The following is a 23,604-nucleotide window of genomic DNA, read 5'->3' as shown; positions in this document are numbered from 1 at the left end:
GGGGCGACCCGGGGCTGCCGAGTCGCCTGGCCTGCGCATAGGCTGTGGCTGCACCGTCGCGGGACCGCGCCGGACGTGGGCGTGACCCGCGTCGGACGGCCCCCGGCGGGCCCTGGAGGCAGGTCGCGCGTGCGCGGTCGTCCTCCGGGCGTCCCGTCAGCGGTCCGCTCGGGTGAGCGGACCATCCGTCGCAGTGGTCACGACCGCTACGCCGAGGAGGAGCCATGACCGAGGGTGACGCGCAGGACCCGCGCGGACGTGAGCCGGAGGACCCGCGCTGGGCCTCGGCGGACACGACCATGTCGTTCGGTCCGGGCGTGATCGTCCCGGTCGAGCAGGACGTCTCGCCGGCGGGGCTGTCCGGCGAGGAGAAGGCGGCCGTGGCCGCCCTGCCGCCGACGTCCGCCCTCCTCGTCATGCAGCGGGGCCCGAGCGCCGGGGCGCGCTTCCTCCTGGACGCCGACCGCACCGTCGCGGGTCGCAGCCCGGACGCCGACATCTTCCTCGACGACGTCACCGTCTCGCGCAAGCACGTGGAGTTCGTCCGGGAGGGTGCCGGGTTCGTCGTGCGCGACGTCGGTTCGCTCAACGGCACCTACGTCAACCGCACGCGGATCGAGCAGGCGGTGCTGCGGGCCGGTGACGAGGTGCAGATTGGCAAGTTCCGCATGACCTTCCACCCGAGCCCGGCGCGCGCGTCCGGCGACCAGGGCGCCCGGTCGTGACGTCCGGCTCGGGCGCCGCCGCGGCGCACCGGGTCGGCCGGCAGGAGCGCGACGCGGAGAGCGCGCGGCCGGGGGGGACGGCCCACGCTCCCGCCCCGCTCGGCGGTGACGGGCAGCAGGTCGAACGGGCGTGGCCGCCCGGCCTGTCCCGCGAGCCGTCGATGCGGATCTCGGACGTCCTGGCGGACCTCCGGCCGGACTTCCCCACGGTGACGCCGTCCAAGCTGCGCTTCCTCGAGGAGCAGGGGCTCGTGGAGCCGAGGCGCACCGCGGGCGGGTATCGCCAGTACAGCCCGGCCGACGTCGAGCGCCTGCGCTACGTGCTGCGTCAGCAGCGGGACCGGTACCTGCCGCTCAAGGTCATCGGGGACCAGCTCGCCGCGCTCGACGCGGGGGAGTCCGCGGAGCCCGTGGTGCCCCGCCTGGCGACCCGGGACGGCGAGCGGACGGGGCAGGGCGGCCGGGTCCGCTTCACCGTCGACGCCCTCGCCGAGGAGACGGGCGTCGACCCCGCGCTCGTGACCGCGCTCGTCGAGGCCGGCGTGGTCCACGTGGCACCGTCGGGTCACCTGCCCGCGTGGGCGCGCGACGTCGTCCTCGCTGCGGCCGCCCTGCAGGAGCACGGCGTGGACGTGCGGCACCTGCGGTCCTTCCGCGCGGCGGCCGACCGGCAGGTGTCCGTCGTGGACCAGATCGTGGCGCCCCTGCGTGCGCAGCGGACGGGCGGCCCGGCGAGGGCCGCGTCGGTGGCCGCGGAGGTCGGGGAGCTGTGCGGCCGGCTGCACACCGCCATGGTGCGCGCGGGCGTGGCGGACCTCGCGCCCTGACGCCTCCGGCCCGGACCCCGTCCGCGTGGACGGAGCGGTCGACGGCGCAGGGCCCGTCGGAGCGGGTGCCGCCGTCGGGCCATCGGACGTAGCGTGGAGCCGTGAGCGACGACGACCTGGTGGAGCTCGAGGTCCTGGGTGTGCGCCGGCAGGCGCCCCTGGACCAGGTGGTGGTGCTGCTGCTCGACATCGAGGGGCGGCGGCTCCTGCCCATCGTCGTCGGGCTCACGGAGGGGACCGCGATCGCCGCCGCCCAGAGCGGCGCGGTTCCGCCGCGTCCGATGACCCACGACCTCCTCGCCGCGACCCTGGATGCCGCCGGCGTCGGCCTGGTGCGCTCGGAGGTGGTCGCCCTCGTGGACGGGGTGTTCCACGCGGCGCTCGTGCTGGACAACGGGAGCCGGGTCGACGCCCGGGCCTCGGACGCCATCGCCGTCGCGGTCCGGACGGGCAGCCCGGTGCTCTGTGCACCCGCGGTCCTGGAGGAGTCCGGCCTGCCGGTCGAGGAGCGGGGGGAGGAGGAGGAGGTCGAGGAGTTCCGGGCCTTCCTGGACACCGTGAGTCCCGACGACTTCGTCAGCGGTGAGGAGGGTGGCCCGCCAGGCCCTTCCTGAGGCCGGACGTCGTCCGGGACGCCGGGTCTGAGGTTCAACCTCAGGCTGAGACACGCACACGCGACACGCCGATCGTCGACCGGCCCTGTCGGTCGTTGACCTCCCTCCTCCGCGGTCCTAGCGTGAGGACATCACTCCGGCCCCTCCGGGCGAGCGGAGCGCGCAGGGAATGACGAAGGGGAGTGGCCGTGAGCGGCACCGGAGAGTCGATCGGGAGCTCGTCGCCGGGCATCCCGCAGCGTGCCCAGGGCCTGCTCTTCGGCGACGAGCTTCCCGACCTGGACACCACCACCGGGTACCGCGGCCCGACGGCGTGCCGCGCGGCCGGGATCACCTACCGCCAGCTCGACTACTGGGCCCGGACCGGGCTCGTGGAGCCGAGCATCCGTCCCGCCTCCGGCTCCGGCACCCAGCGGCTCTACAGCTTCCGCGACATCCTCGTGCTCAAGGTCGTCAAGCGGCTGCTCGACACCGGGGTCTCCCTGCAGCAGATCCGGACCGCCGTCGCGCACCTGCGGGAGCGGGGCGTCGACGACCTGGCCCAGATCACGCTCATGAGCGACGGCGCCAGCGTCTACGAGTGCACCTCCGCCGACGAGGTCATCGACCTCGTCCAGGGCGGTCAGGGCGTGTTCGGCATCGCCGTCGGCCGGGTGTGGCGCGAGGTCGAGGGCTCCCTCGCCGCACTGCCCACCGAGCGGGCAGACGACGACTCCCCGGCCGGCGCGGGAGTGGACGAGCTCGCGCTGCGACGCCAGGCGCGCACCGCGGGCTGAGCCCCGACCGCACCCACCACCCGCCCGACGTCCGCCCCGCGGACGTCGGGCGTCTCACGTCGCGGAGCCGATACGGTGCTCCCACCCCCGTAACGGACGTGAGGTGAGCTGTGTTCTCGAAGGTTCTCGTGGCCAACCGTGCCGAGATCGCCGTACGGGGCTTCCGTGCCGCGTTCGAGCTCGGTGCCCGGACCGTGGCCGTCTTCCCGTACGAGGACCGCAACTCGGAGCACCGGCTGAAGGCCGACGAGGCGTACTCGATCGGCGAGCCGGGTCACCCTGTCCGCGCCTACCTGGACGTGCAGGAGATCGTCCGGGTCGCCCAGGAGTCCGGTGCCGACGCCGTCTACCCCGGCTACGGCTTCCTCTCGGAGAACCCGGACCTGGCGCGCGCGTGCCAGGCGGCCGGGATCACCTTCATCGGTCCGCCGGCGGACGTGCTCGAGCTGGCGGGCAACAAGGTCCGAGCGCTCAAGGCGGCGCGTGAGGCCGGCATCCCCGTCCTGGCCTCGACGGAGCCGTCCGCAGACGTCGACGAGCTCGTCGCGGCGGCGGACGCGATCGGGTTCCCGGTATTCGTCAAGGCCGTCGCCGGTGGCGGCGGCCGCGGCATGCGGCGCGTGGACCAGCCCGCCCAGCTGGAGGACTCGCTGCGGGCGGCGATGCGCGAGGCGGAGAGCGCCTTCGGCGACCCGACGGTCTTCATCGAGCAGGCCGTCCTGCGTCCCCGGCACATCGAGGTCCAGGTGCTGGCGGACGCCACGGGGGAGGTCGTCCACCTCTTCGAGCGTGACTGCTCCCTGCAGCGCCGTCACCAGAAGGTCATCGAGATCGCGCCGGCACCCAACCTCGACCCGGCGATCCGCGACGCGCTGTGCCGTGACGCCGTCGCGTTCGCGCGCAGCATCGGTTATGTCAACGCCGGGACGGTGGAGTTCCTCGTCGACACGGCGGGGGAGCGGGCGGGCCAGCACGTCTTCATCGAGATGAACCCGCGCATCCAGGTCGAGCACACGGTGACCGAGGAGGTCACCGACGTCGACCTGGTCCAGGCGCAGATGCGGATCGCCTCGGGGGAGACGCTCGCCGACCTGGGACTCGCGCAGGAGTCCATCCGCGTCAACGGGTTCGCGCTGCAGAGCCGGATCACGACCGAGGACCCGGCCAACGGGTTCCGGCCGGACACCGGCCGGATCATCGCCTACCGGTCGCCGGGCGGCGCGGGAGTGCGCCTGGACGGCGCGAGCGCCGCCGCCGGCGCCGAGATCTCCGGCCACTTCGACTCGATGCTGGTCAAGCTCACGTGCCGCGGCCGGGACTTCCCGACGGCGGTCCGGCGGGCGCGTCGAGCGCTGGCCGAGTTCCGGATCCGGGGTGTCCGGACGAACATCCCGTTCCTCCGCGCGGTGCTGGATGACGCCGAGTTCCTCGCAGGGAACATCGCGACGTCGTTCATCGAGGAGCGGCCGGAGCTGCTGGACGCCAAGGCGAGCGCGGACCGCGGCACGAAGCTCCTCGCCTTCCTCGGCGACGTCACCGTGAACCGTCCGCACGGGGTGGCGCCCACGGCACTCGACCCGAGCGCCAAGCTGCCGCGGATCGACCTGGCGTCGCCGCCGCCGGACGGCAGCCGCCAGCGCCTCCTCGAGCTCGGGCCGGAGGGCTTCGCCCGCGCCCTGCGGGAGCAGACCGCGGTGGCCGTCACCGACACGACGTTCCGCGACGCGCACCAGTCGCTGCTCGCCACCCGCGTCCGGACGTACGACCTCGTCGCGGTCGCGCCGCACGTCGCGCGGATGACGAGCGGCCTGCTCAGCGTCGAGGCGTGGGGCGGTGCGACGTACGACGTCGCCCTGCGGTTCCTCGGTGAGGACCCGTGGGAGCGCCTCGCCGCGCTCCGGGAGGCGCTGCCCAACGTCGCCCTGCAGATGCTCCTGCGCGGGCGCAACACCGTGGGCTACACCCCGTACCCGACCGAGGTGACCCAGGCGTTCGTCGCGGAGGCGGCGAGCACGGGCATCGACGTGTTCCGCATCTTCGACGCGCTCAACGACGTCTCGCAGATGGCGCCGGCCATCCAGGCGGTGCGGGAGACCGGCACCGGCCTGGCGGAGGTGGCGCTCTGCTACACCGGGAACCTCACCGACCCGGCGGAGGACCTCTACACCCTCGACTACTACCTGCGGCTCGCCGACCGGATCGTCGAGGCGGGCGCGCACGTCCTGGCCATCAAGGACATGGCGGGCCTCCTGCGGCCCGCCGCCGCCCGGACGCTGGTCTCCGCCCTCCGCGAGCGGTTCGACCTTCCCGTCCACCTCCACTCCCACGACACGGCCGGGGGTCAGCTCGCAACGCTGCTCGCCGCGGTCGACGCGGGCGTCGACGCCGTCGACGCGGCGAGCGCCGCCATGGCGGGCACGACGTCGCAGCCACCCCTCTCGGCCCTCGTCGCAGCCCTCGAGCACACCGATCGGGACACCGGCCTGAGCCTGCGCGCCGTGTGCGACCTGGAGCCCTACTGGGAGGCCGTGCGTCGGCTCTACGCGCCGTTCGAGTCCGGTCTGCCCGGCCCCACCGGACGCGTGTACGACCACGAGATCCCCGGGGGTCAGCTGTCGAACCTGCGCCAGCAGGCGATCGCCCTGGGGCTGGGTGACCGGTTCGAGGGCATCGAGGAGATGTACGCCGCGGCAGACCGCCTGCTCGGCCGGCTGGTGAAGGTCACGCCGTCGAGCAAGGTGGTCGGGGACCTGGCACTGCACCTCGTGGCCCGCGGCGCGGACGCGTCGCACTTCGCCGAGGCGCCCCAGGAGTACGACATCCCCGACTCCGTCGTCGGGTTCCTGCGCGGCGAGCTCGGCGACCCGCCCGGCGGGTGGCCGGAGCCCTTCCGGTCCCGCGCGCTGGCGGGTCGCAACGCGCGACGCGAGATGGTGCGGCTCACGGACCAGGACCGTGCCGACCTCGCCGCGGACCCGAAGACCCGTCGGGACCGGCTGAACCACCTGCTGTTCCCCGGCCCCACCAAGGACTTCGAGCAGGTGCGGGCGACGTACGGCGACGTCAGCGTGCTCGACACCCACCGCTACCTCTACGGGATGGAGTCGGCCACCGAGGTCGAGGTCGCCCTGGACCGCGGCGTGCGGCTGCTCGTGGGCATGGAGGCCGTCGGTGAGCCTGACGAGCGGGGCATGCGGACGGTCATGTTCACGCTCAACGGCCAGCTGCGGCCCATGCAGGTGCGGGACCGGTCCGTCGAGGTCGACCAGGAGACGGCGGAGAAGGCCGATCCCGGTGTCCCCGGCCACGTCGCGGCGCCGTTCGCCGGCGCGGTGAGCCCGGTGGTGCAGGAGGGTCAGCGCGTCGAGGCCGGCCAGGTCGTCGCGACGATCGAGGCGATGAAGATGGAGGCCTCCATCACGACGCCGGTCGCCGGGACCGTCCAGCGGCTCGCGATCGGGGCGGTGCAGCAGCTCGAGGGCGGCGACCTGGTGCTCGTCGTCTCCTGACGCGCGTCAGGTGCGGCTGCGGTACGCCGTGAGCACCAGCCAGCCGCCCCAGACGACGATCGCGGCCCCGACCCCGGCGAGCACCCAGTTCCAGACGATGGCCTCGCCGGAGGTCAGGATGGGCCACTGGTACGCGACGACGACGCCGCCGAGGACGGCGCGGAACGCGCCCGTCCACCACCAGCGCTCGTGCACCGGGGTCGTGCCCTCGCCGGGACCCGTCTCGGTGGCGTCGGACGTCGAGGCGTCGGTGTGCGGAGTGCGGCGGTCGTCAGGGGACAGGTCGTCGCGTTCGCTCATGCGCCCAGCGTGGCAGACCGCGGCTCCCGCACGCCGGACCCGGCCCCTGGCAGGCTGTGTCGCATGCGCGTGGACGAGCTGACCGAGGGCGACTGGCGCCGGCTGCAGTCCTTGCGCCTGCGCTGCGTCGTCGAGCAGCCGGACGTCTTCGGCTGGGCCCTCGCGCGGGAGGGCGGGTTTCTCGAGAGCCACTGGCGCCTCCGGCTCCGCGGGGCGACGTGGTGGGCGGTCGTCGCTGACGACGGCGCGGACGTGGGGCTCCTGTCCATGATCGAGGAGCCGGGCGCACCGGCGGGGGAGCGGCACCTGGCCGGGCTCTGGGTGGCGCCCGAGGCCCGGCGTCGCGGCGCAGGCCGTGCCCTGGTCGCGGCCGCCGCCGAAGGAGCCGCCGCGTGCGGCGCGTCCCGCGTGACGGCGTGGGCTCCGGACGACGCCGGGGTCGCGGCGTTCCTCGCGCGGTGCGGCCTCCGTCCGACGGGGGAACGGGTGCCCTCGCCACACGCCGCGACAGGCGTGGACGTGCGGTGGGCCGGGGAGTCGCCGGAGGCCTGAGCGCCAAAGTGGCCTGACATAATGTCACTTATCGGCGGCCGGGATGTGCGCGATCGCGCCTGTTCGGAACCGGGGCTCTGGGCTTGACCCCTCTCACCAACCGTGACGGCTAGCGTCGTCGTCGTGCGCTTCCACCACGTCCAGGTCGGTGGGCCCCGGACGAGAATCGAACATCTGTTCGCCCTAACGCTTGCGACTGATACGACGCCCCGCCGCCCCGTACCGACAAGACTGCTGGGCGTGAGCGTGTCGGTGCTGCTCGCTCCCACCGCAGTACCGCTCGGCTACCTCTGCGTCGCGCTGCTCAGCTGACCCCGGACGCGCCGTGCCACCGCACCGACACTGCGCGGGCATGCACCAAGGTGCTCGACTCATCGGCCGTATCCGTCGCAAGCGTCAGGGCAACATCTGTTCGACAGTCCTCTCACGCGCCGACGTAGGCGGCGAGGTGCTCCCCTGTCAGCGTCGACCGCGCTGCCACGAGGTCCGTCGGCGTGCCCTCGAAGACGACGCGCCCGCCGTCGTGCCCGGCGCCCGGTCCGAGGTCGATGATCCAGTCCGCGTGCGCCATGACCGCCTGGTGGTGCTCGATGACGACGACGCTGGTGCCCGAGTCCACGAGCCGGTCCAGCAGGCCCAGCAGCTGCTCGACGTCCGCCAGGTGCAGGCCGGTCGTCGGCTCGTCGAGGACGTACACCCCACCCTTGGCCGCCATGTGGGTCGCGAGCTTCAGCCGCTGGCGCTCACCGCCGGACAGCGTCGTCAGCGGCTGCCCGAGCGTGAGGTACCCCAGGCCGACGTCGGCGAGGCGCCTGAGCACCGCGTGCGCGGCCGGGGTGCGCGCCTCGCCGTCGGCGAAGAACGTCTCGGCCTCGGTCACCGGCATCGCGAGCACCTCGCTGATGTCCCGGCCACCCAGGCGGTACTCCAGGACGGACGCGCTGAACCGGCGCCCCTCGCACTCCTCGCAGGTCGTCGCGACCGTCGCCATGACACCGAGGTCCGTGTAGATGACCCCGGCGCCGTTGCACACCGGGCAGGCACCCTCGGAGTTGGCGCTGAACAGCGCCGGCTTCACACCGTTGGCCTTCGCGAACGCCTTGCGGACGGGCTCGAGCAGCCCGGTGTAGGTCGCGGGGTTGCTCCGCCGCGACCCCCGGATCGCCGCCTGGTCGACCGTGACCACGCCGTCGCGACCCGAGACCGACCCGTGGATGAGCGAGCTCTTCCCGGACCCGGCCACGCCCGTCACCGCGACGAGCACTCCGAGCGGGATGTCGACGTCGACGTCCCGCAGGTTGTTCGCGCTCGCGCCCCGCACCTCGAGCCGGCCCGACGGCGTCCGCACCGCCGGCTTCAGGGTGGCGCGGTCGTCCAGGTGCCGGCCCGTGAGCGTGCCGCTGGCCCGCAGCCGCTCGACGGTGCCCTCGAACACCACCTCTCCCCCGGCCGTCCCGGCACCCGGCCCGAGGTCGACGACGTGGTCCGCGACGGCGATGACCTCGGGCTTGTGCTCGACGACGAGCACGGTGTTGCCCTTGTCGCGCAGCCGCCGCAGCAGGTCGTTCATCCGCTGGATGTCGTGCGGGTGCAGGCCGATGGTCGGCTCGTCGAACACGTAGGTGACGTCCGTGAGGGCCGAGCCGAGGTGGCGGATCATCTTGGTGCGCTGCGCCTCGCCGCCGGAGAGGGTCCCGGAGGGCCGGTCCAGCGACAGGTAGCCGAGCCCGATCTCCACGAACGAGTCGAGGTGGTGCCGCAGCCCGCCGAGCAGCGGGGCGACGGACGGCTCGTCGAGGCCGCGCACCCAGGCGGCGAGGTCCGTGATCTGCATGGCGCACGCGTCGGCGATGCTCACGCCGTCGATCGTCGAGGACCGCGCCGCCGCGCTGAGGCGCGTGCCGTCGCACTCGGGGCACGCCGTGAACGTCACGGCCCGCTCCACGAACGCCCGGACGTGCGGCTGGAGCGAGTCGACGTCCTTGGACAGCATCGACTTCTGGATCTTCGGCACGAGGCCCTCGTACGTGAGGTTGATGCCCTCGACCTTGATCCTGCGCGGCGCGCCGTGGAGGAACTCCTGGAGCTGCCGCTTCGAGAACTGCTCGATTGGCACGTCGGCCGGCACGACGGCGCCGAAGATCCGCCCGTACCACCCGTCGGCGCTGTACCCCGGGACGGTGATCGCACCGTCCGCGAGCGATCGTGCCGGGTCGTACAGCTGCGCGAGGTCGATGTCGCTGACCGAGCCCATGCCCTCGCACCGCGGGCACATGCCGCCCGTGACGGAGAACTCGCGCTTCTCGGGCGTCGTCGCGTCGCCCTTGTCGACCTTGACCTGGCCGACCGCCGTCATCGACGCCACGTTGAAGGAGAAGGCCTGCGGGCCGCCGATGTGCGGCCGGCCGAGGCGGCTGAACAGGATGCGCAGGAGCGCGTTGACGTCCGTCGCGGTGCCCACGGTCGACCGCGCGTTCGCGCCCATGCGCTCCTGGTCGACGACGATCGCCGTGGTCAGGCCGTCGAGGACGTCGACGTCGGGCCGGGCGAGGTTCGGCATGAAGCCCTGGAGGAAGGCGCTGTACGTCTCGTTGATCATCCGCTGCGACTCGGCCGCGATCGTGTCGAAGACCAGGGAGCTCTTCCCCGACCCGGACACGCCGGTGAAGACCGTGAGCCGTCGCTTGGGGATCTCGACGTCGACGTCCTTGAGGTTGTTCTCCCGGGCACCGTGGACCCGGATGAGGTCGTGGCTGTCGGCGGGGTGGGCTGTCGTCGTCGATGACATGCAGGCATCCTCGCGAGCCGGCGACGTGCCCGTCCACCGTCTCCCGGCGGGCACGCCCCCGCCGGGACCGCACAATGGTCCCCGTGCCGGCGCTCCTCATGGACCTCACCCCGCTGCGGGTGAGCCTCCCCTACCGGCGGATGTGGCTCGGCACCTCGCTGTCCGGCATCGGCACCGCGCTGACGACCGTCGTCGTCGGTCTGCAGGTGTACGACATCACCGGCTCGACGGCGAGCGTGGGTCTGGTCGGCCTCTTCGGCCTCGTCCCGCTCGTGCTGCTCGGCCTGTACGGCGGCGCCGTCGTCGACGCGTACGACCGGCGCCGCGTCATCCTCCTCACCGCGGGCGGCCTCACCCTCGTGGGCGTCGCCCTCACCGCGCAGGCGTTCGCGGACCTGCAGGACGTCCGCGTCCTCTATGCGCTCGTGGCGGTGCAGAACGGGCTCTTCGCGATCAACTCCCCCGCGCGGACCGCCGTCGTCCCGCGGCTCGTGGGGCTGCACCTCCTGCCGGCGGCGAACGCGCTGTCCAGCCTGTCGTTCGGCGTGGCGATGACGATCGGTCCGCTGCTCGCAGGCGTGCTCGTCGGCTGGGCGGGCTACGGCTGGGCCTACGTCGTCGAGGTCGTCCTGCTCGGGGTCGCACTGCTCAGCCTGCGTGCCCTGCCGCCGCTGCTGCCCGAGGGGGACGTCCGCCGGGCGGGCCTGCGGTCCGTCCTGGAGGGGCTGCGGTTCCTGCGCGGTCGCCCGACCGTGCGCGGCACGTTCGTCGTCGACCTGGCCGCCATGGTGCTCGCGATGCCGCGGGTGCTGTTCCCCGCGATCGGCGCGGTGCTCATCGGTGGCGGCGCGCGGACGGTCGGGGTCCTGACGGCCGGCATCGCCGTCGGCTCGATCCTCGCCGGGGTGCTGTCGGGGCCGCTCGGCCGGGTGCGGCGCCAGGGGCTCGCCGTCGTCGTCGCGGTGCTCGGCTGGGCGGCGTCCGTGGTGGCCTTCGGCGTGGTGGTGGCCCTCTCCCCCGTCCCGACGGCCGGCGGCGGCGCCACCGTGGCGCTGTGGCCGGCGGCGGCGTGCATGGTGCTCGCGGGGACTGCGGACACCATCAGTGCCGTCTTCCGCTCGACGATCCTCCAGGCGGCCACGCCCGACGCCCTCCGGGGCCGCCTCCAGGGCATCTTCATCGTCGTCGTGGCGGGCGGGCCACGGCTCGGGGACGTCGTGCTCGGCACGCTCGCCGAGCTCACCGACGAGGCCCGCGCCGCGATCATCGGCGGGATCGCGTGCGCCGTCGGCGTCGCCCTCTTCGCCGTGCTGCAGCCGGGCTTCCGGCGGTACGACGCCCTCCACCCCACGCCGTGACGGCGCCGCGGTCGGGCCCCGCTGTCACGCCCTGAGCGGACGCCGCCCCGCCGCCGCGACGACTGAGGCACCCTGGACGAGCCCGTCCCCCACCCGAGGAGCCCGATGACGCGCCCGGTGACCACCGTGCCCACGGACGGTGAGCTGCTGCGTCGCATCGGCGCGCTCCTCGCCCCGCACCGCAGCCGCCTCGTGCTCGTCGCGGTGACGATCCTCGTCGGTGCGGCGCTCGGCATCACGATCCCGTTCCTGACGCAGGCCGTCTTCGACCGCGCCCTCTTCCCCCTCGACGGCTCGGGGGTCGACCTGCGCCTCCTCGGGCTCCTCGTCGGCGCCATGGTGCTCGCGCCGCTGCTCAGCTCCGGCGTGGGCGTGCTCCAGACCTGGCTGACGACGACCATCGGCAACCGCGCCATGGCCGACCTCCGAGGCCGGCTGTTCGAGCACCTCGAGCGCATGGAGCTGGCCTTCTTCACGGCCACCCGGACGGGCTCCATCCAGTCCCGGCTGGCCAACGACGTCGGCGGCGTGCGCTCCGTCCTCACGACGACCGCCGCCGGGATCCTGTCCAACGCCGTCACGGTCATCGCGTCGCTGGTCGCGATGCTGCTGCTGTCCTGGCAGCTCACCCTCGTCGCGGTGGCGCTCCTGCCGGTGTTCGTCGCGCTGCAGCGGCGCGTCGGCGCCCGTCGGCAGGTCCTGGCGCGCCGTGCCCAGGAGTCCCTCTCGGACATGACGAGCATCACAGAGGAGGCGTTGAGCGTCTCCGGCGTGCTGCTCGCCAAGGTGTTCAACCGGTCGGACGCGGAGGTCGCGCGCTACCGCGAGGAGAACGAGCGGCAGGTCGACCTCCAGGTGCGCCTCGCGATGGCCGGGCAGGGCTTCTTCGGTGTCGTCACGGCGTTCCTGGCCGTCACCCCGGCCCTCGTCTACCTCGCGGCGGGGTTCATGATCTCCGGCGGCTCGCCGGTCTCCGCGGGGACGCTCGTGGCCTTCTCCACGCTCCAGGCCCGCCTTCTCATGCCGGTCATCGCGCTCATGCGCGTCGCGCTGGAGGTCCAGACGTCGCTGGCGCTGTTCCGCCGGATCTTCGAGTACCTGGACCTCGTCCCCGCGATCCAGGACCGGCCGGGGGCCACGGTGCTCGACCCGGAGGAGGTGCGCGGCAGCGTCGAGCTCGACGAGGTCTGGTTCGCCTACCCCGCGCCCCCGCGGCTGACGACGCCGGACCCGGTGCCGGCACGGGGCGGGAGCGGGTCCCGCATGGGCGGAGGAATGGGCGGGGGCATGGGCGGAGGCATGGGTGGGCACGGCGCCCTGATGGCCTACGGAGCCGCTCCCCTCGGTGGACGGGGCGCAGCAGCCCCCCTCCCTGCCCCGGTCGCAGGGCCGCGGCCGGCCGACGAGGCACCGGCCGACGACGGCCCTGCGCCGCGCGGTCCGTGGGTCGTGCGCGGGGTCTCGTTCCGTATCGAGCCCGGCCAGGTGGCCGCGCTCGTCGGCCCGTCGGGGGCGGGGAAGACGACCCTGACGCATCTGGTGCCACGGCTGTACGACGTCGACCGGGGCGTCGTCCGCGTGGACGGCACGGACGTCCGCGACCTCACGCTGGGCTCCCTCGCGGACGTCGTCGGTGTCGTCACGCAGGACCCGTACCTGTTCCACGCGAGCATCGCCGAGAACCTGCGCTACGCGCGTCCGGACGCGAGCGACGAGGACCTGGAACGGGCCGCGCGGGCCGCGAACATCCACGACCGCGTCATGGCCTTCGCCGACGGGTACGCCACGACGGTGGGCGAGCGCGGGTACCGCCTCTCGGGCGGGGAGAAGCAGCGTCTCGCCATCGCCCGCGTGCTGCTCAAGAACCCCCGCGTCCTCGTCCTGGACGAGGCGACGTCCGCGCTGGACACCGCGTCCGAGCGGCTCGTCCAGCAGGCGCTCACCACCGTGATGGCCGGCCGTACGACGATCGCCATCGCGCACCGCCTCTCGACCATCCGGCACGCCGACGTCATCCTCGTCGTGGACGACGGCCGCGTCGTCGAGCGCGGCACGCACGACGAGCTGGTCGCGCACGGGGGGCTGTACGCCCGCCTGCACGCGGAGCAGTTCGGCGGCGGCAGCGTGGAGGCGCGGTTCGCCGACGGCGTGATGTTCACGGACGGCGTCGTCCTCCCCCGGTACTCCTGACGGGTCGCCGGCTGCCGGGTGCGAGGTGGCGTGGTCCTGAGAGCCCGCCGAGCCGTCAGCGCCGTGCCCGGGCGGCGAGCGGTTGCGCCCGACCCCCCGACACGGGACCGTGGTCCCGGCACGGCTCTCCAGCCTGCCGCGGGCCGCGTGGCCCGGGGCAGGCGACCCGCCCGGCGTCGTCCGCCCGCACCGCGAGCGTTCACCAGACGTTCACGGGGCGGCGGAACAGAACACCCGGACGGGGCGTTGGGCCAGAAGGACACCCACTTTCTCGGCGACCCCCTCGTCGCCGTCTCAGCCGCCAGAACGGAGGCCTCACATGGCTGACCGATCCCTGCGGGGTATGCGCATCGGCGCGAACAGCATGGAGTCGGAGGACGGCGTCGAGTTCGCTCCTCGCCTCCAGGCGTACTACGACTGCCCGAACGGGCACCAGATCGTCCTGCCGTTCTCCACCGAGGCGGACGTCCCCGTCGTGTGGGAGTGCCGGTGCGGCGAGGAGGCCCTGCTCCGCGACGCGAGCAAGCCCGAGCCGAAGGCCGGCAAGCCGCAGCGCACACACTGGGACATGTTGCTCGAGCGCCGCACCGTCGGCGAGCTCGAGGACCTGCTCGCCGAGCGTCTGGAGCTCCTGCGCGCCGGCAAGCTGCGCCGCTCCGCCTGACGCCCGGCACCACCCCGGTCGACCGGCCGCCACCGTCACGGTGGCGGCCGTCGTCATGTCCGCCGCCCGACCCTGTGACCCACGGCCCCGGCGGCGCCCACCACCGCTCGGGCGGCGGCACGGAGGTGCCGCTCGATGCCCCACAGCGTCACGCGGACGAGCGCCTCGCGCACGATCGCGCGACTCATCTTGCTGCGGCCCTCCGCGCGCTCGACGAAGGTGATCGGCACCTCCTGGACCACTCCCCCGCCCCGGACGACGCGCCAGGCCAGGTCCACCTGGAAGCAGTAGCCCTCCGACGCCACCTCGCCGAGCGGCAGAGCGGCGAGGACGTCGGCGCGGAACGCCCGGAAGCCCGCCGTCGCGTCCCGCACCGGCATGCCGAGGGCGAGCCGCGTGTAGGTGTTCCCCGCCCGGGACAGCACCTCCCGGTGGCGCGGCCAGTTGACGACGCGCCCGCCCGGGACCCAGCGCGAGCCGATGACCAGGCCCGGCCCGGCAGGTCCGTGGAGCGCCGCCAGCAGCCGCGGCAGCTCCTCCGGCTGGTGCGAGCCGTCCGCGTCCATCTCCACCACCACGGCGGCCCCGCGGTCCAGCGCCCACCGGAAGCCGGCCACGTACGCAGACCCCAGTCCCTGCTTGCCGGGCCGGTGGAGGACGTCCACGGCGGCGTCGCCGTGCGCCAGACGGTCCGCCACGTCACCGGTGCCGTCGGGACTGCCGTCGTCGACGACGAGCACGTGCGCGTCGGGCACGGCGGCGCGCAGACGGGCGAGCGTCGTCGGCAGCGTCGTGGCCTCGTCGTAGGTGGGCACGACGACGAGGACGCCTCCGCGCACCTCCGCCGCCGGGGGGGTGTGGTCGCTCACCGCGCGATCATGCCCGCGATCGTGCGGACGGGGGCCGCGCCACGGATCGCACCACGTCGCGGCCTCACCGGGCTCCGCTCCGGGCCGCTGAGGCGCGCCGGGCCGCGGGCCGGGCCGGCCGATCCGGCGTGCGACCGTGCTCGCGCCGCGTCCGCATCGCCCCCGCTGCGCCCGAGGCGACGACGACGACGGCGAGGACCCGCAGCGTCCACGTGAGGACGTCCCCGTACCGCGTCGCGGGCGTCAGGGTCGTCCGCAGGGCGAGGTCGTCGGTGAGCGTGGCGGCGGTGAAGAGCTCCGTCTCGTCCAGCACGCGGCCGTTGGGGGTGATGAGGGCGCTCACGCCGACGGTGGAGATCTGCACCGTCGCACGGCCGTGCTCGATGGCCCGGATCCGCGACATCGCCAGCTGCTGGGTGGACTCGTCGGTGAGGCCGAACGTGGCGTTGTTCGTCGGGATGACCAGCAGCTCCGCCCCGCGCTGGACCGACTCGCGGATGATCCGGTCGTAGGCGACCTCGAAGCAGATCCCGACGCCGAGCCGCACGTCCCGACCCAGCCGCTCGACGGGCACGTCGAGGACCGCGGGCTCGGTGCCGGGCAGCATGTCGGTCCGGACCCGGTCGACCGCGTCCGAGAACCGACGCGCTACGTCGCGGAAGGGGATGTACTCGGCGAACGGCGCCGGGCGCTGCTTGGCGTAGACGGGTCCGGGGCCGGTCTCGGGGTCCCACAGGAGCGTGACGTTGTACCGGCCGCCGTCGGCGGGGTACTCCAGGGTGCCCACGAGCACCGGTGCCCCGACGGCGCGCGCGGCACCGGTCACGAGCTCGGCGGCGTCGGCGTCGACGCGGGGGTCGATGTCCGAGCCGTTCTCCGGCCAGAGGACCACGTCGAGCGCCCCCGCGCCCTCCTGCTGCGCCAGCGCGTACGTCCCCGCCACGTGGTTCTCCAGGACCTCGCGCTGCTGGGAGAAGGAGTCCAGCCCGCGGTTGGGCACGTTGCCCTGCACCGCACCGACCGCGAGCCGCCCGACCTCGTCGCGGGTGTCCAGCGGCACGAGCAGGCCGGACCCCACGACGACGGCCACGAGGAGGAGCGCACCACTGGCGGCGCCGAGGTCCAGCCGGCGCAGGGCGAGGACGGCGAGCGCCACGAGGACACCGCCCCCGACGACGAGCAGCGACAGGAGCGGCACACCGCCCGCCCACGCCCAGCGGGCCAGCGGCGAGTCCGCCTGGGAGAACGCGAGCCGTCCCCAGGGGAAGCCGCCGAAGGGCCAGACCGACCGCAGCTCCTCCATGCCGACCCACAGCACCGCGAACGCCGGGACCTGCCACCGGGCGCGCCACCAGATCGCGGCGCCGCGCCGTGCCCACGACCACCCCGCGCCGAGGAGCCCGACGAAACCGGCCTCCAGGACCGAGAGGGCGACCCAGGGCACTGCGCCGACGGCGTACTCGGCCCACAGGATGTGCGGGAGGAAGAAGCACAGCCCGTAGACCGTGCCGACCAGGGTGTTCCAGCGCGCGCTGTCCCGGCCGAGCGCCAGGAAGAGCAGGGCGACACCCACGAGGGCCAGGGGCCACCAGCCCAGGCCGGGGAACGCGGCGTCCGTCGCGAGCCCGCCCAGGGCCGCCAGGACCACGGACGTCAGGCGACGCGGCTCGGGGATGGGCACGGCGTCGAGCCTAACCAAGCGGAAGGGGTGCGACGGCCCAGGGACGCGGCCGTCCGGGCGGGGGGCGGGACGGGGACGGTCGGGCCGGGCCGGACCGCGCTGTCCGGCGACCGGCCGACTGGCCCGCGTGTCCTTCGGACCGGACGGCGCACGGGCGGTGTCTCCACGCCCCCGCACGCCGTCCGTTGTCTACTGAACACGCGGGCCCAGCCGGGGTCCGCGATGCCCCTCGGGCCCGTCTCTGGGACCGGCTCCGCCATGGGACAACACCCGCGAACATAGCCGCTCCACGCGTCGCGTCAAGGGGCCGAACGTCCAGGTCAGCGCCGTCCGGGCAGGTCAGGTGGGTCCGGTCCGGCCCGTCCTCGACCGGCCTCTCGGCGTGTCCTCCGGCGTGTCGCGCGGCGCTGTGGGTCGGCCCGCGTCGGCCTCGCGTCGGCCCGCGTCGGCCCGCGCGGGGGTCAGCGCGCGTCCAGCACGTCGTGCAGCACGACACCGTCGCGCAGGGTGCGCAGGCAGCGGGGCCGGCCCTCACCGGCAGCCAGCTGCGCCGGGTCGGGCAGCTCCGGCAGCAGCGGGCTGCCCGCCCGGACATCCGTGCTCCAGGCCGCCCGGCCGGGGTCGGGCGCCTGCACCGTGAGCGCCGGGGCGTCCCAGATCGCGAGGTGCGCCGGCGCGCCGAGCCGGATCTCGCCGGCGCCCAGGTGCTCGAGGCGGGCCAGGCGCCAGCCGCCGCGCGTGTGCGCCCGGAACGCGGCCCGGGCGGTGATCCGCTGACCGGACGTCCGGTGGTGCACCGCGGCGCTGACCGCCGCCCAGGGGTCCACCGGCGTCACCGGGCTGTCCGAGCCCAGTGCCAGGGGCACACCGGCCGCCGCGAGGTCGGCGAAGCGGTTGAGCCGGCCGGCGCGGTCCGCTCCGAGGCGCTGGGCGTACATGCCCTCCGTCCCGCCCCACCGGGCGTCGAAGAGCGGCTGCACGCTCGCGGACAGCCCGAGAGCGGCCAGGGCGGCCACCGCGTCGTCGTCGGCCATCTCGGCGTGCTCGACGCGGGCGCCCGAGCCGCGGACGTCGCGCGCGTCGGGTCCGGCGAGCGCGACGCGCACGCCGTCGAGCACGGCGTCGAGGGCGCGGTCGCCGATGGCGTGGAACGCCACCTGCACGCGGGCGAGCGAGGCGGCGACGAGGTGGGCGGCGACGTCGTCGGCGTCCAGCTCGAGGACGCCGCTCGTCGCCGGGCGGTCGGCGTACGGCGTGCGGAGCGCCGCGGTCCACGAGCCGAGCGACCCGTCCACGGTGAGGTCCCCGCCGATGCCGGTGAGGCCGGGGACGGACGCGAGCAGGTCACGGGCCGCCTCCACCTCCCGCAGGAGCTCCGCGCGGTAGCCGACGACGAGCGGCAGTCCGGACGCCGCGTCGGCCGTCATCGCCAGCAGGGCGGCGAGGCCCTCGCGGGTGTCGAAGGACGGCGCGCTGTGCTCGTGCACGCTGACGACGCCCTGCGCCGCCGCGGCGCGCAGCGCCGTGCGGTACAGCGCGGCCCGGGTGGTCTCCCCCGGCCGCCGGGTCGCGGCCCGGGCGGCGCGGTGGGCGTCGTCGGTCACCCAGCCGTCCTCGCGCCAGCCACGGAGGGTGGTGAGCGGCTCGGACAGCGCCCCGCCGACCACGGCGGAGTGCACGTCCGTGCGTGCGAGGTACGCCGGCCGGCCGCCGGTGGCGCGGTCGACCTCCGCACGCGTCGGGGGTCGGCCCTCGGGCCAGGCCGTCTCGTCCCACCCGTGCCCGAGCAGCGTGGCCCCCGCGGGGAGCGCTCGTGCGGCCGCTGCCACCCGGTCGAGGGCCGCGTCGAGCGTCGCGACGCCCGCCCCGACGGACAGGTCCACCCCGGTGAGGGCGAGTGCCGTCTCCAGGACGTGGACGTGCGCGTCGACGAACGCCGGGGCGACCAGCGCGCCGTCGAGGTCGACCACCTCGTCCGCCCCGTCCTGCACGGTGTGGGCGCTGTCGTCGCCGCCCAGCCAGGCGACCCGACCGTCGGCGACGAGCACGGCCTCCGCGAAGGGGGCCGCGGCCGAGTGGACGACGCCGCCGCGGTACAGCACGGAGCGGGGGCTGGAGGAGGTCACCGTGGGACGCTAACGCACCCGCGCCCCTGCTCCCCCGGGCGGCCGCTCAGACGGAGCTGTACGCCACGACGCCCCGACGCAGCTGGTCGACGGCACGGCGGGCCGTGGTGCGCGTCGCCGAGGACGGTGCCGCCTGACCGATCTGGTCGAGCAGGTCGATGACCTGCTTGCACCAGCGCACGAAGTCCCCGGCCGCCAGCTCCGTCGACTGCAGGACGGTGCCGAGGCTGCGTCCTGAGGCCCAGCGGTGGATGGGCTCCACCAGGCCGGTGTCCAGGGGACGCGTCGTCTGCAGGCGGTGCGCGAGCTCCAGGTCCTCCAGCCTCGACCAGACGCGCACCGTCTCGTCGAGCGCCTGCCCGAGCCGGCCCTGCGGCCCGCCGGGGACCTGCGGCACGTGCTCGCGCTCCTCGCGACGCGCCTCGAAGACGACCGTCGAGACGACGGCGGCGAGGCTCGGGGCGTCCAGCCCGTCCCAGACGCCGCGCCGCAGGCACTCGGCGACGAGGAGGTCGCTCTCCGCGTACAGGCGCCGGAGCCACTGGCCCGAGGAGGTGACGCGCAGGCGCGTCCGCCCGTCGTCGTCGGCGTCCTCCAGGTAGCCGGTCTCGGAGAGGACGTCGCAGATGCGGTCGAAGACGCGGGCGATCGAGCTCGTACGCCCGTCGATGCGACGCACGAGTGCGTCGTGCTCGCGCTTGAGCCGGTGGTAGCGCTCCGCCCACCGGGCGTGGTCCTCGCGCTCGGAGCAGCCGTGGCACGGGTGGGCGCGCAGTCGACGGCGCAGGCCCGCGACCGTGGCGTCGTCGGCGGCGGGCGACCGGTCCCCGCGGGCGCCGGCGGCGGAGCGGTCCGGCCGCACGAGCCGGGCCGGGTCCGCCAGGGCGCTGCGCAGCGCGGAGGCGAGGTCGCGCTTGTGGGCGGCGTTGCGGGGCGAGAACTGCTTCGGCACCCGCACGGAGCTCACCGTCCGGACGCCGCGGTCGAGGTCGGCCGCGGTCAGCGTCCGCACCTGCCGCTCGGCGGTGAGCACCGTGGGCCGGGGCCCGTCCAGCCCGGCGTCGCGGCCCGGGTCGAGCACCACCGCGTAGCCGGCGCGCCGCCCGCCGGGGATCTCCACGACGTCCCCGACGCGCAGCTGCTCCAGGCTCGCGCGTGCCTCGGCGCGCCGCGCGCGGGCGGCCTCCCGGGACAGGTCCCCCTCGCGGTCGGTCAGCTGACGCCGGATGCGGGAGTACTCGGCGAAGTCGCCGAGGTGGCACTCCATCGCCTTGGCGTACCCGTCGAGCGCCTCAGCGTGCGCCTGGGCCTGCCGCGCCAGCCCGACGACGGCGCGGTCGGCCTGGAACTGGGCGAACGACGTCTCCAGCACCTCCCGGGCCCGCTCGCGACCCACCTGCGCGACGAGGTTGACCGCCATGTTGTACGTGGGCCGGAAGCTGGAGCGGAGGGGGTACGTGCGCCGCGAGGCCAGCCCGGCGAGCGCGACCGGGTCGAGCGCGCCGTGGTCGACGACGACGGCGTGCCCCTCCACGTCGATCCCGCGTCGCCCCGCCCGACCGGTGAGCTGCGTGTACTCCCCCGGCGTGATGTCGAGGTGCGCCGACCCGTCCCACTTCGTGAGCTTGTCGAGGACGACCGACCGTGCCGGCATGTTGATGCCGAGTGCGAGGGTCTCCGTCGCGAAGACCACCTTGACCAGTCCTCGTGAGAACAGCTCCTCGACGGTCTCCTTGAACAGGGGCAGGAGCCCGGCGTGGTGGGAGGCGATGCCCCGCTCGAGCGCCTGGCTCCACTCCCAGTAGCCCAGGACGGCCAGGTCCTGGGCGGGCACGGCGGCGCACCGCTGCTCGACGATGCCCCGGATCGTGGCCTCCTGCTCCGCCGTCGTCAGTCGCAGGCCCGAGCGCAGGCACTGCTCGACCGCGGCGTCGCACCCGGCACGGGAGAACACGAAGAAGATCGCCGGCAGCAGCGCCTCCCGGTCCAGGACGTCGACGACGGCGAACCGCGGGGCCGGCCGCCGCGAACCCGTGACGAGGCCCCGTCGTCCGCCGCGGCCCCGGGGACCGCCGTTGCCCGCGCCGCTCCCCCGGTACGGACCCTCAGCGCGCTCCAGGCGCCGCAGGGCCTGGGCGAGGTCGGGGTTGATCGGCGGGTCCACCCCCGGCGCGGTCGGGTCGACGTGGCCCGCGTAGAGGTCGAACAGGCCGTCGCGCGTCATGACGTGCTGCCACAGCGGCACGGGCCGGACCTCGCTGACGACGACGGCGGTGTCGCCCCGCACCATCGTGAGCCAGTCGCCGAACTCCTCGGCGTTGGAGACGGTCGCGGACAGGGACACCAGCTGGACGTCGTCGGGCAGGTGGATGATCACCTCTTCCCACACGGGACCGCGGAACCGGTCGGCGAGGTAGTGCACCTCGTCCATGACGACGAAGGCGAGCCCGTCCAGCGCCGGCGACCCGGCGTAGAGCATGTTCCGCAGGACCTCGGTGGTCATGACGACGACGGGCGCGTCACCGTTGACGCTCGTGTCCCCGGTGAGCAGCCCGACGTTCTCGGCGCCGTGTCGACGCACGAGGTCGCCGTACTTCTGGTTGCTCAGCGCCTTGATGGGTGTCGTGTAGAACGCCTTGCGGCCCTGCTCCAGGGCGAGGTGCACCGCGAACTCGCCGACGACCGTCTTGCCCGCGCCGGTCGGGGCGGCGACGAGCACGCCGCGGCCGCCCTCGAGCGCCTGGCACGCCGAGCGCTGGAAGTCGTCGAGCTCGAACTCGAGGAGCCGCGTGAACGCGGCGAGCTGGGTGCGCTGCTGCGCCGCCCGCTGGCGGGAGGCGGCGTACCGCTCGGCGGGGCTGGACATGGCGTCAGCCTAGGCAGACGTGCCCGTCCGTGGCTCGCGCGCAGGCGCGTCCGCGCGGGCGGCCGCCTCACACGAGCAGGCGGACGGCGCCAGGGACCACCTCGGCGAGCAGGGGCAGCGGACCCAGCCGCTCGCCGTCGGCGTACGCCACCGGCGGGGTGGGGCCCAGCGCGCTCGGCTCGACGAGCACGCTGCGGCTCCGCAGGACGGTGCAGGCGGGGTGGTCCACGTGCCCGCCGGAGAAGACGCGCGGGAAGACCGTGAGGAGCTGGGTGCGGCTCAGGGGGCCGGCGACGAGCACGTCGAGGAGGCCGTCGTCCATCCGGGCGTCCGGGGCGATCCGCATCCCCCCGCCGAAGTGCGGCGCGTTCGCGACGGCGACGAGCGTGCCGGTCGACTCCCACGTCGTGCCGTCGTCGAGCGTCAGACGGTAGCCGTACGGCCGGAACGTCCGCAGCTCGGTCAGGAGCGCACGCACGTACCGGGCCGTGCCACGGGGCCAGGTCAGGGTGTTGGCCCGCGCGTTCACCGCCGCGTCGACCCCGCAGGACAGGACCCCGAGGTACCAGTCGCGCTGGGCATACCCTGGAGGGCCCACCGAGACGGCGTCGAGGGCCCGCACGCCGTCAGCCCCGTCACCCAGGGCCCGTTCCATGACGGAGAGCGCCGCCGCGGGGTCGTGCGTGGGCAACCCGTTGACCCGTGCGATGTCGTTGCCGCTGCCGGCCGGGACGACGCCCAGCGGAAGGTCCGTCCCGGCGACGACACCCGCTCCGAGGTGGACCATCCCGTCCCCGCCGACGACGACGAGCGCGTCGAGCCCGTCCACCACCGCCTGGCGTGCCCGGCGGACCGCGGTGGGTGCGTCCGGGCCCGAGAGGTCCAGCACGGTGTGACCGCGCCGTCGCGCGACCTCGAGGAAGGCGGCACCCCGCCGCCCGCCGCGGCCCAGGCCGGCGGTGGGGTTCACGACGACGCCGAGCCGGAGCGGGGCGCTCACCGGTCGATCGGCGTGGTGTCCGCCTCGGCCGTCAGGGCGCCTCGGCGGGCGTCGTCGCGCCGGTCGTGCAGCACGCAGACCCCGACGGCCACGAGGTACAGGGCGAGCATCGGGAGCGCCACGACGAACATCGTGACCACGTCGGGCGTCGGCGTCGCGAAGGCCGCGAAGGTCATCACCAGGACGACCGCCCAGCGCCAGCCGTGGAGCCAGGTGGAGCCGCGCACGAGGCCGGCGAGGTTCAGCCCCACCATGACGACCGGCAGCAGGAACGCGATCCCGAACGCCAGGACGACCCGCATGACGAAGCTCAGGTACAGCTGGGCGTCGATGAGGTTGGTGGCCTCGTCCGGCGTGAACTCGGTCAGCAGACGGACCGCGTTCGGCAGGACCCGCCACGCGAGCCACGCGCCCGCGAGGAAGAGCGGGACGGAGCCGGCGAGGAACGCCACGGCCGACCGCCGCTCCCTGCGGGTCAGGCCGGGCGTGACGAACAACCAGAGCTGGAGGATCCACCAGGGGCTGGACAGCAGGACCCCGAGGAACAGCGACACCTTGACCTTGAGGTCGAACGACGTCGCCACACCGGCGAAGTTCAGCGCGACCAGGCCCTCACGCTCCAGCCGCAGGACGGGTTCCTGCAGAACGGCGATCACGGGGTCGTAGAGGAACCAGCCGACGACGGCGCCGACGAGCAGGCCGATCGTCGCGAGCACCACGCGGCGGCGCAGCTCGAGCAGGTGCTCGCGCAGCGGCATC

General features: G+C 74.5%; 17 protein-coding genes. 9 read left to right on the top strand and 8 right to left on the bottom strand.

Annotated elements, in window-relative coordinates:
• Nucleotides 1-299 precede the first annotated feature (299 nt).
• The 5 genes from LG379_RS10815 to LG379_RS10795 all read left to right on the top strand — a co-directional run bounded on the left by LG379_RS10815 (nt 300) and on the right by LG379_RS10795 (nt 6,451).
• On the top strand, nt 300-725 hold the full coding sequence (locus LG379_RS10815) for an FHA domain-containing protein (protein WP_225754945.1): 426 nt from the start codon (nt 300-302) through the stop codon (nt 723-725).
• A complete protein-coding gene (locus LG379_RS10810; protein WP_225754541.1) occupies nt 722-1,552 on the top strand; it encodes a MerR family transcriptional regulator in 831 nt (276 codons plus the stop codon). The genes LG379_RS10815 and LG379_RS10810 overlap by 4 nt, the downstream gene beginning before the upstream one ends.
• Nucleotides 1,553-1,653: 101 nt before the next feature.
• On the top strand, nt 1,654-2,166 hold the full coding sequence (locus tag LG379_RS10805) for a bifunctional nuclease family protein (protein WP_225754540.1): 513 nt from the start codon (nt 1,654-1,656) through the stop codon (nt 2,164-2,166).
• A gap of 188 nt (nt 2,167-2,354) precedes the next feature.
• Complete coding sequence (locus LG379_RS10800) at nt 2,355-2,942, top strand: MerR family transcriptional regulator (RefSeq protein WP_304522437.1); 588 nt, start codon at nt 2,355-2,357, stop codon at nt 2,940-2,942.
• Nucleotides 2,943-3,052: 110 nt separating this feature from the next.
• Nucleotides 3,053-6,451: a pyruvate carboxylase gene (locus LG379_RS10795; protein WP_225754539.1), complete on the top strand. Its 3,399-nt coding sequence runs from the start codon at nt 3,053-3,055 to the stop codon at nt 6,449-6,451.
• Nucleotides 6,452-6,457: 6 nt separating this feature from the next.
• On the opposite strand, the gene LG379_RS10790 is transcribed toward LG379_RS10795, so the two are convergent.
• Entirely contained in the window at nt 6,458-6,751 is a 294-nt protein-coding gene (locus LG379_RS10790) for a hypothetical protein (protein ID WP_225754538.1), read from the bottom strand.
• A 63-nt stretch (nt 6,752-6,814) separates the two neighbouring features.
• Between LG379_RS10790 and LG379_RS10785 the strand changes: the two genes are divergently transcribed.
• Entirely contained in the window at nt 6,815-7,303 is a 489-nt protein-coding gene (locus LG379_RS10785; RefSeq protein WP_225754537.1) for a GNAT family N-acetyltransferase, read from the top strand.
• A 424-nt stretch (nt 7,304-7,727) separates the two neighbouring features.
• On the opposite strand, the gene LG379_RS10780 is transcribed toward LG379_RS10785, so the two are convergent.
• Nucleotides 7,728-10,091, bottom strand: coding sequence for an excinuclease ABC subunit UvrA (locus LG379_RS10780; protein WP_225754536.1), 2,364 nt, complete (start codon nt 10,089-10,091; stop codon nt 7,728-7,730).
• A gap of 83 nt (nt 10,092-10,174) precedes the next feature.
• Here LG379_RS10780 and LG379_RS10775 point away from each other — a divergent pair, with 83 nt between their 5' ends.
• From LG379_RS10775 to LG379_RS10765, 3 genes are all read left to right on the top strand, one after another.
• Nucleotides 10,175-11,449: an MFS transporter gene (locus tag LG379_RS10775; protein ID WP_225754535.1), complete on the top strand. Its 1,275-nt coding sequence runs from the start codon at nt 10,175-10,177 to the stop codon at nt 11,447-11,449.
• A gap of 105 nt (nt 11,450-11,554) precedes the next feature.
• On the top strand, nt 11,555-13,639 hold the full coding sequence (locus LG379_RS10770; protein WP_304522436.1) for an ABC transporter ATP-binding protein: 2,085 nt from the start codon (nt 11,555-11,557) through the stop codon (nt 13,637-13,639).
• Nucleotides 13,640-13,958: 319 nt separating this feature from the next.
• The gene (locus tag LG379_RS10765; RefSeq protein WP_225754534.1) at nt 13,959-14,303 is read left to right on the top strand and encodes an RNA polymerase-binding protein RbpA; all 345 of its coding nucleotides are present in this window, start codon (nt 13,959-13,961) and stop codon (nt 14,301-14,303) included.
• Between the two features lie 53 nt (nt 14,304-14,356).
• Here the strand turns inward: LG379_RS10765 and LG379_RS10760 are convergent, their stop codons facing one another.
• The 6 genes from LG379_RS10760 to tatC form a co-directional block, all read right to left on the bottom strand.
• On the bottom strand, nt 14,357-15,172 hold the full coding sequence (locus tag LG379_RS10760; RefSeq protein WP_225754533.1) for a polyprenol monophosphomannose synthase: 816 nt from the start codon (nt 15,170-15,172) through the stop codon (nt 14,357-14,359).
• A 64-nt stretch (nt 15,173-15,236) separates the two neighbouring features.
• Entirely contained in the window at nt 15,237-16,853 is a 1,617-nt protein-coding gene (gene lnt, locus LG379_RS10755) for an apolipoprotein N-acyltransferase (RefSeq protein ID WP_225754532.1), read from the bottom strand.
• A gap of 461 nt (nt 16,854-17,314) precedes the next feature.
• Nucleotides 17,315-18,979, bottom strand: coding sequence for an amidohydrolase (locus LG379_RS10750; protein ID WP_225754531.1), 1,665 nt, complete (start codon nt 18,977-18,979; stop codon nt 17,315-17,317).
• A 46-nt stretch (nt 18,980-19,025) separates the two neighbouring features.
• Nucleotides 19,026-21,845, bottom strand: a complete 2,820-nt coding sequence (locus tag LG379_RS10745; RefSeq protein WP_225754530.1) for an RNA helicase — start codon at nt 21,843-21,845, stop codon at nt 19,026-19,028.
• A gap of 67 nt (nt 21,846-21,912) precedes the next feature.
• Nucleotides 21,913-22,845 carry a diacylglycerol kinase family protein gene (locus LG379_RS10740; protein WP_225754529.1) on the bottom strand — a complete coding sequence of 311 codons (933 nt, stop codon included), beginning with the start codon at nt 22,843-22,845 and terminating at the stop codon, nt 21,913-21,915.
• Nucleotides 22,842-23,603, bottom strand: a complete 762-nt coding sequence (tatC, locus tag LG379_RS10735) for a twin-arginine translocase subunit TatC (protein WP_225754528.1) — start codon at nt 23,601-23,603, stop codon at nt 22,842-22,844. The genes LG379_RS10740 and tatC overlap by 4 nt, the downstream gene beginning before the upstream one ends.
• Nucleotide 23,604 lies beyond the last annotated feature (1 nt).

It is taken from the genome of Actinotalea sp. Marseille-Q4924 (assembly GCF_916618755.1).
Taxonomy (GTDB): domain Bacteria; phylum Actinomycetota; class Actinomycetes; order Actinomycetales; family Cellulomonadaceae; genus Actinotalea.
The sequence above is the reverse complement of the archived record's forward strand: the minus strand, read 5'-3'. Positions and strand labels throughout refer to the sequence as shown.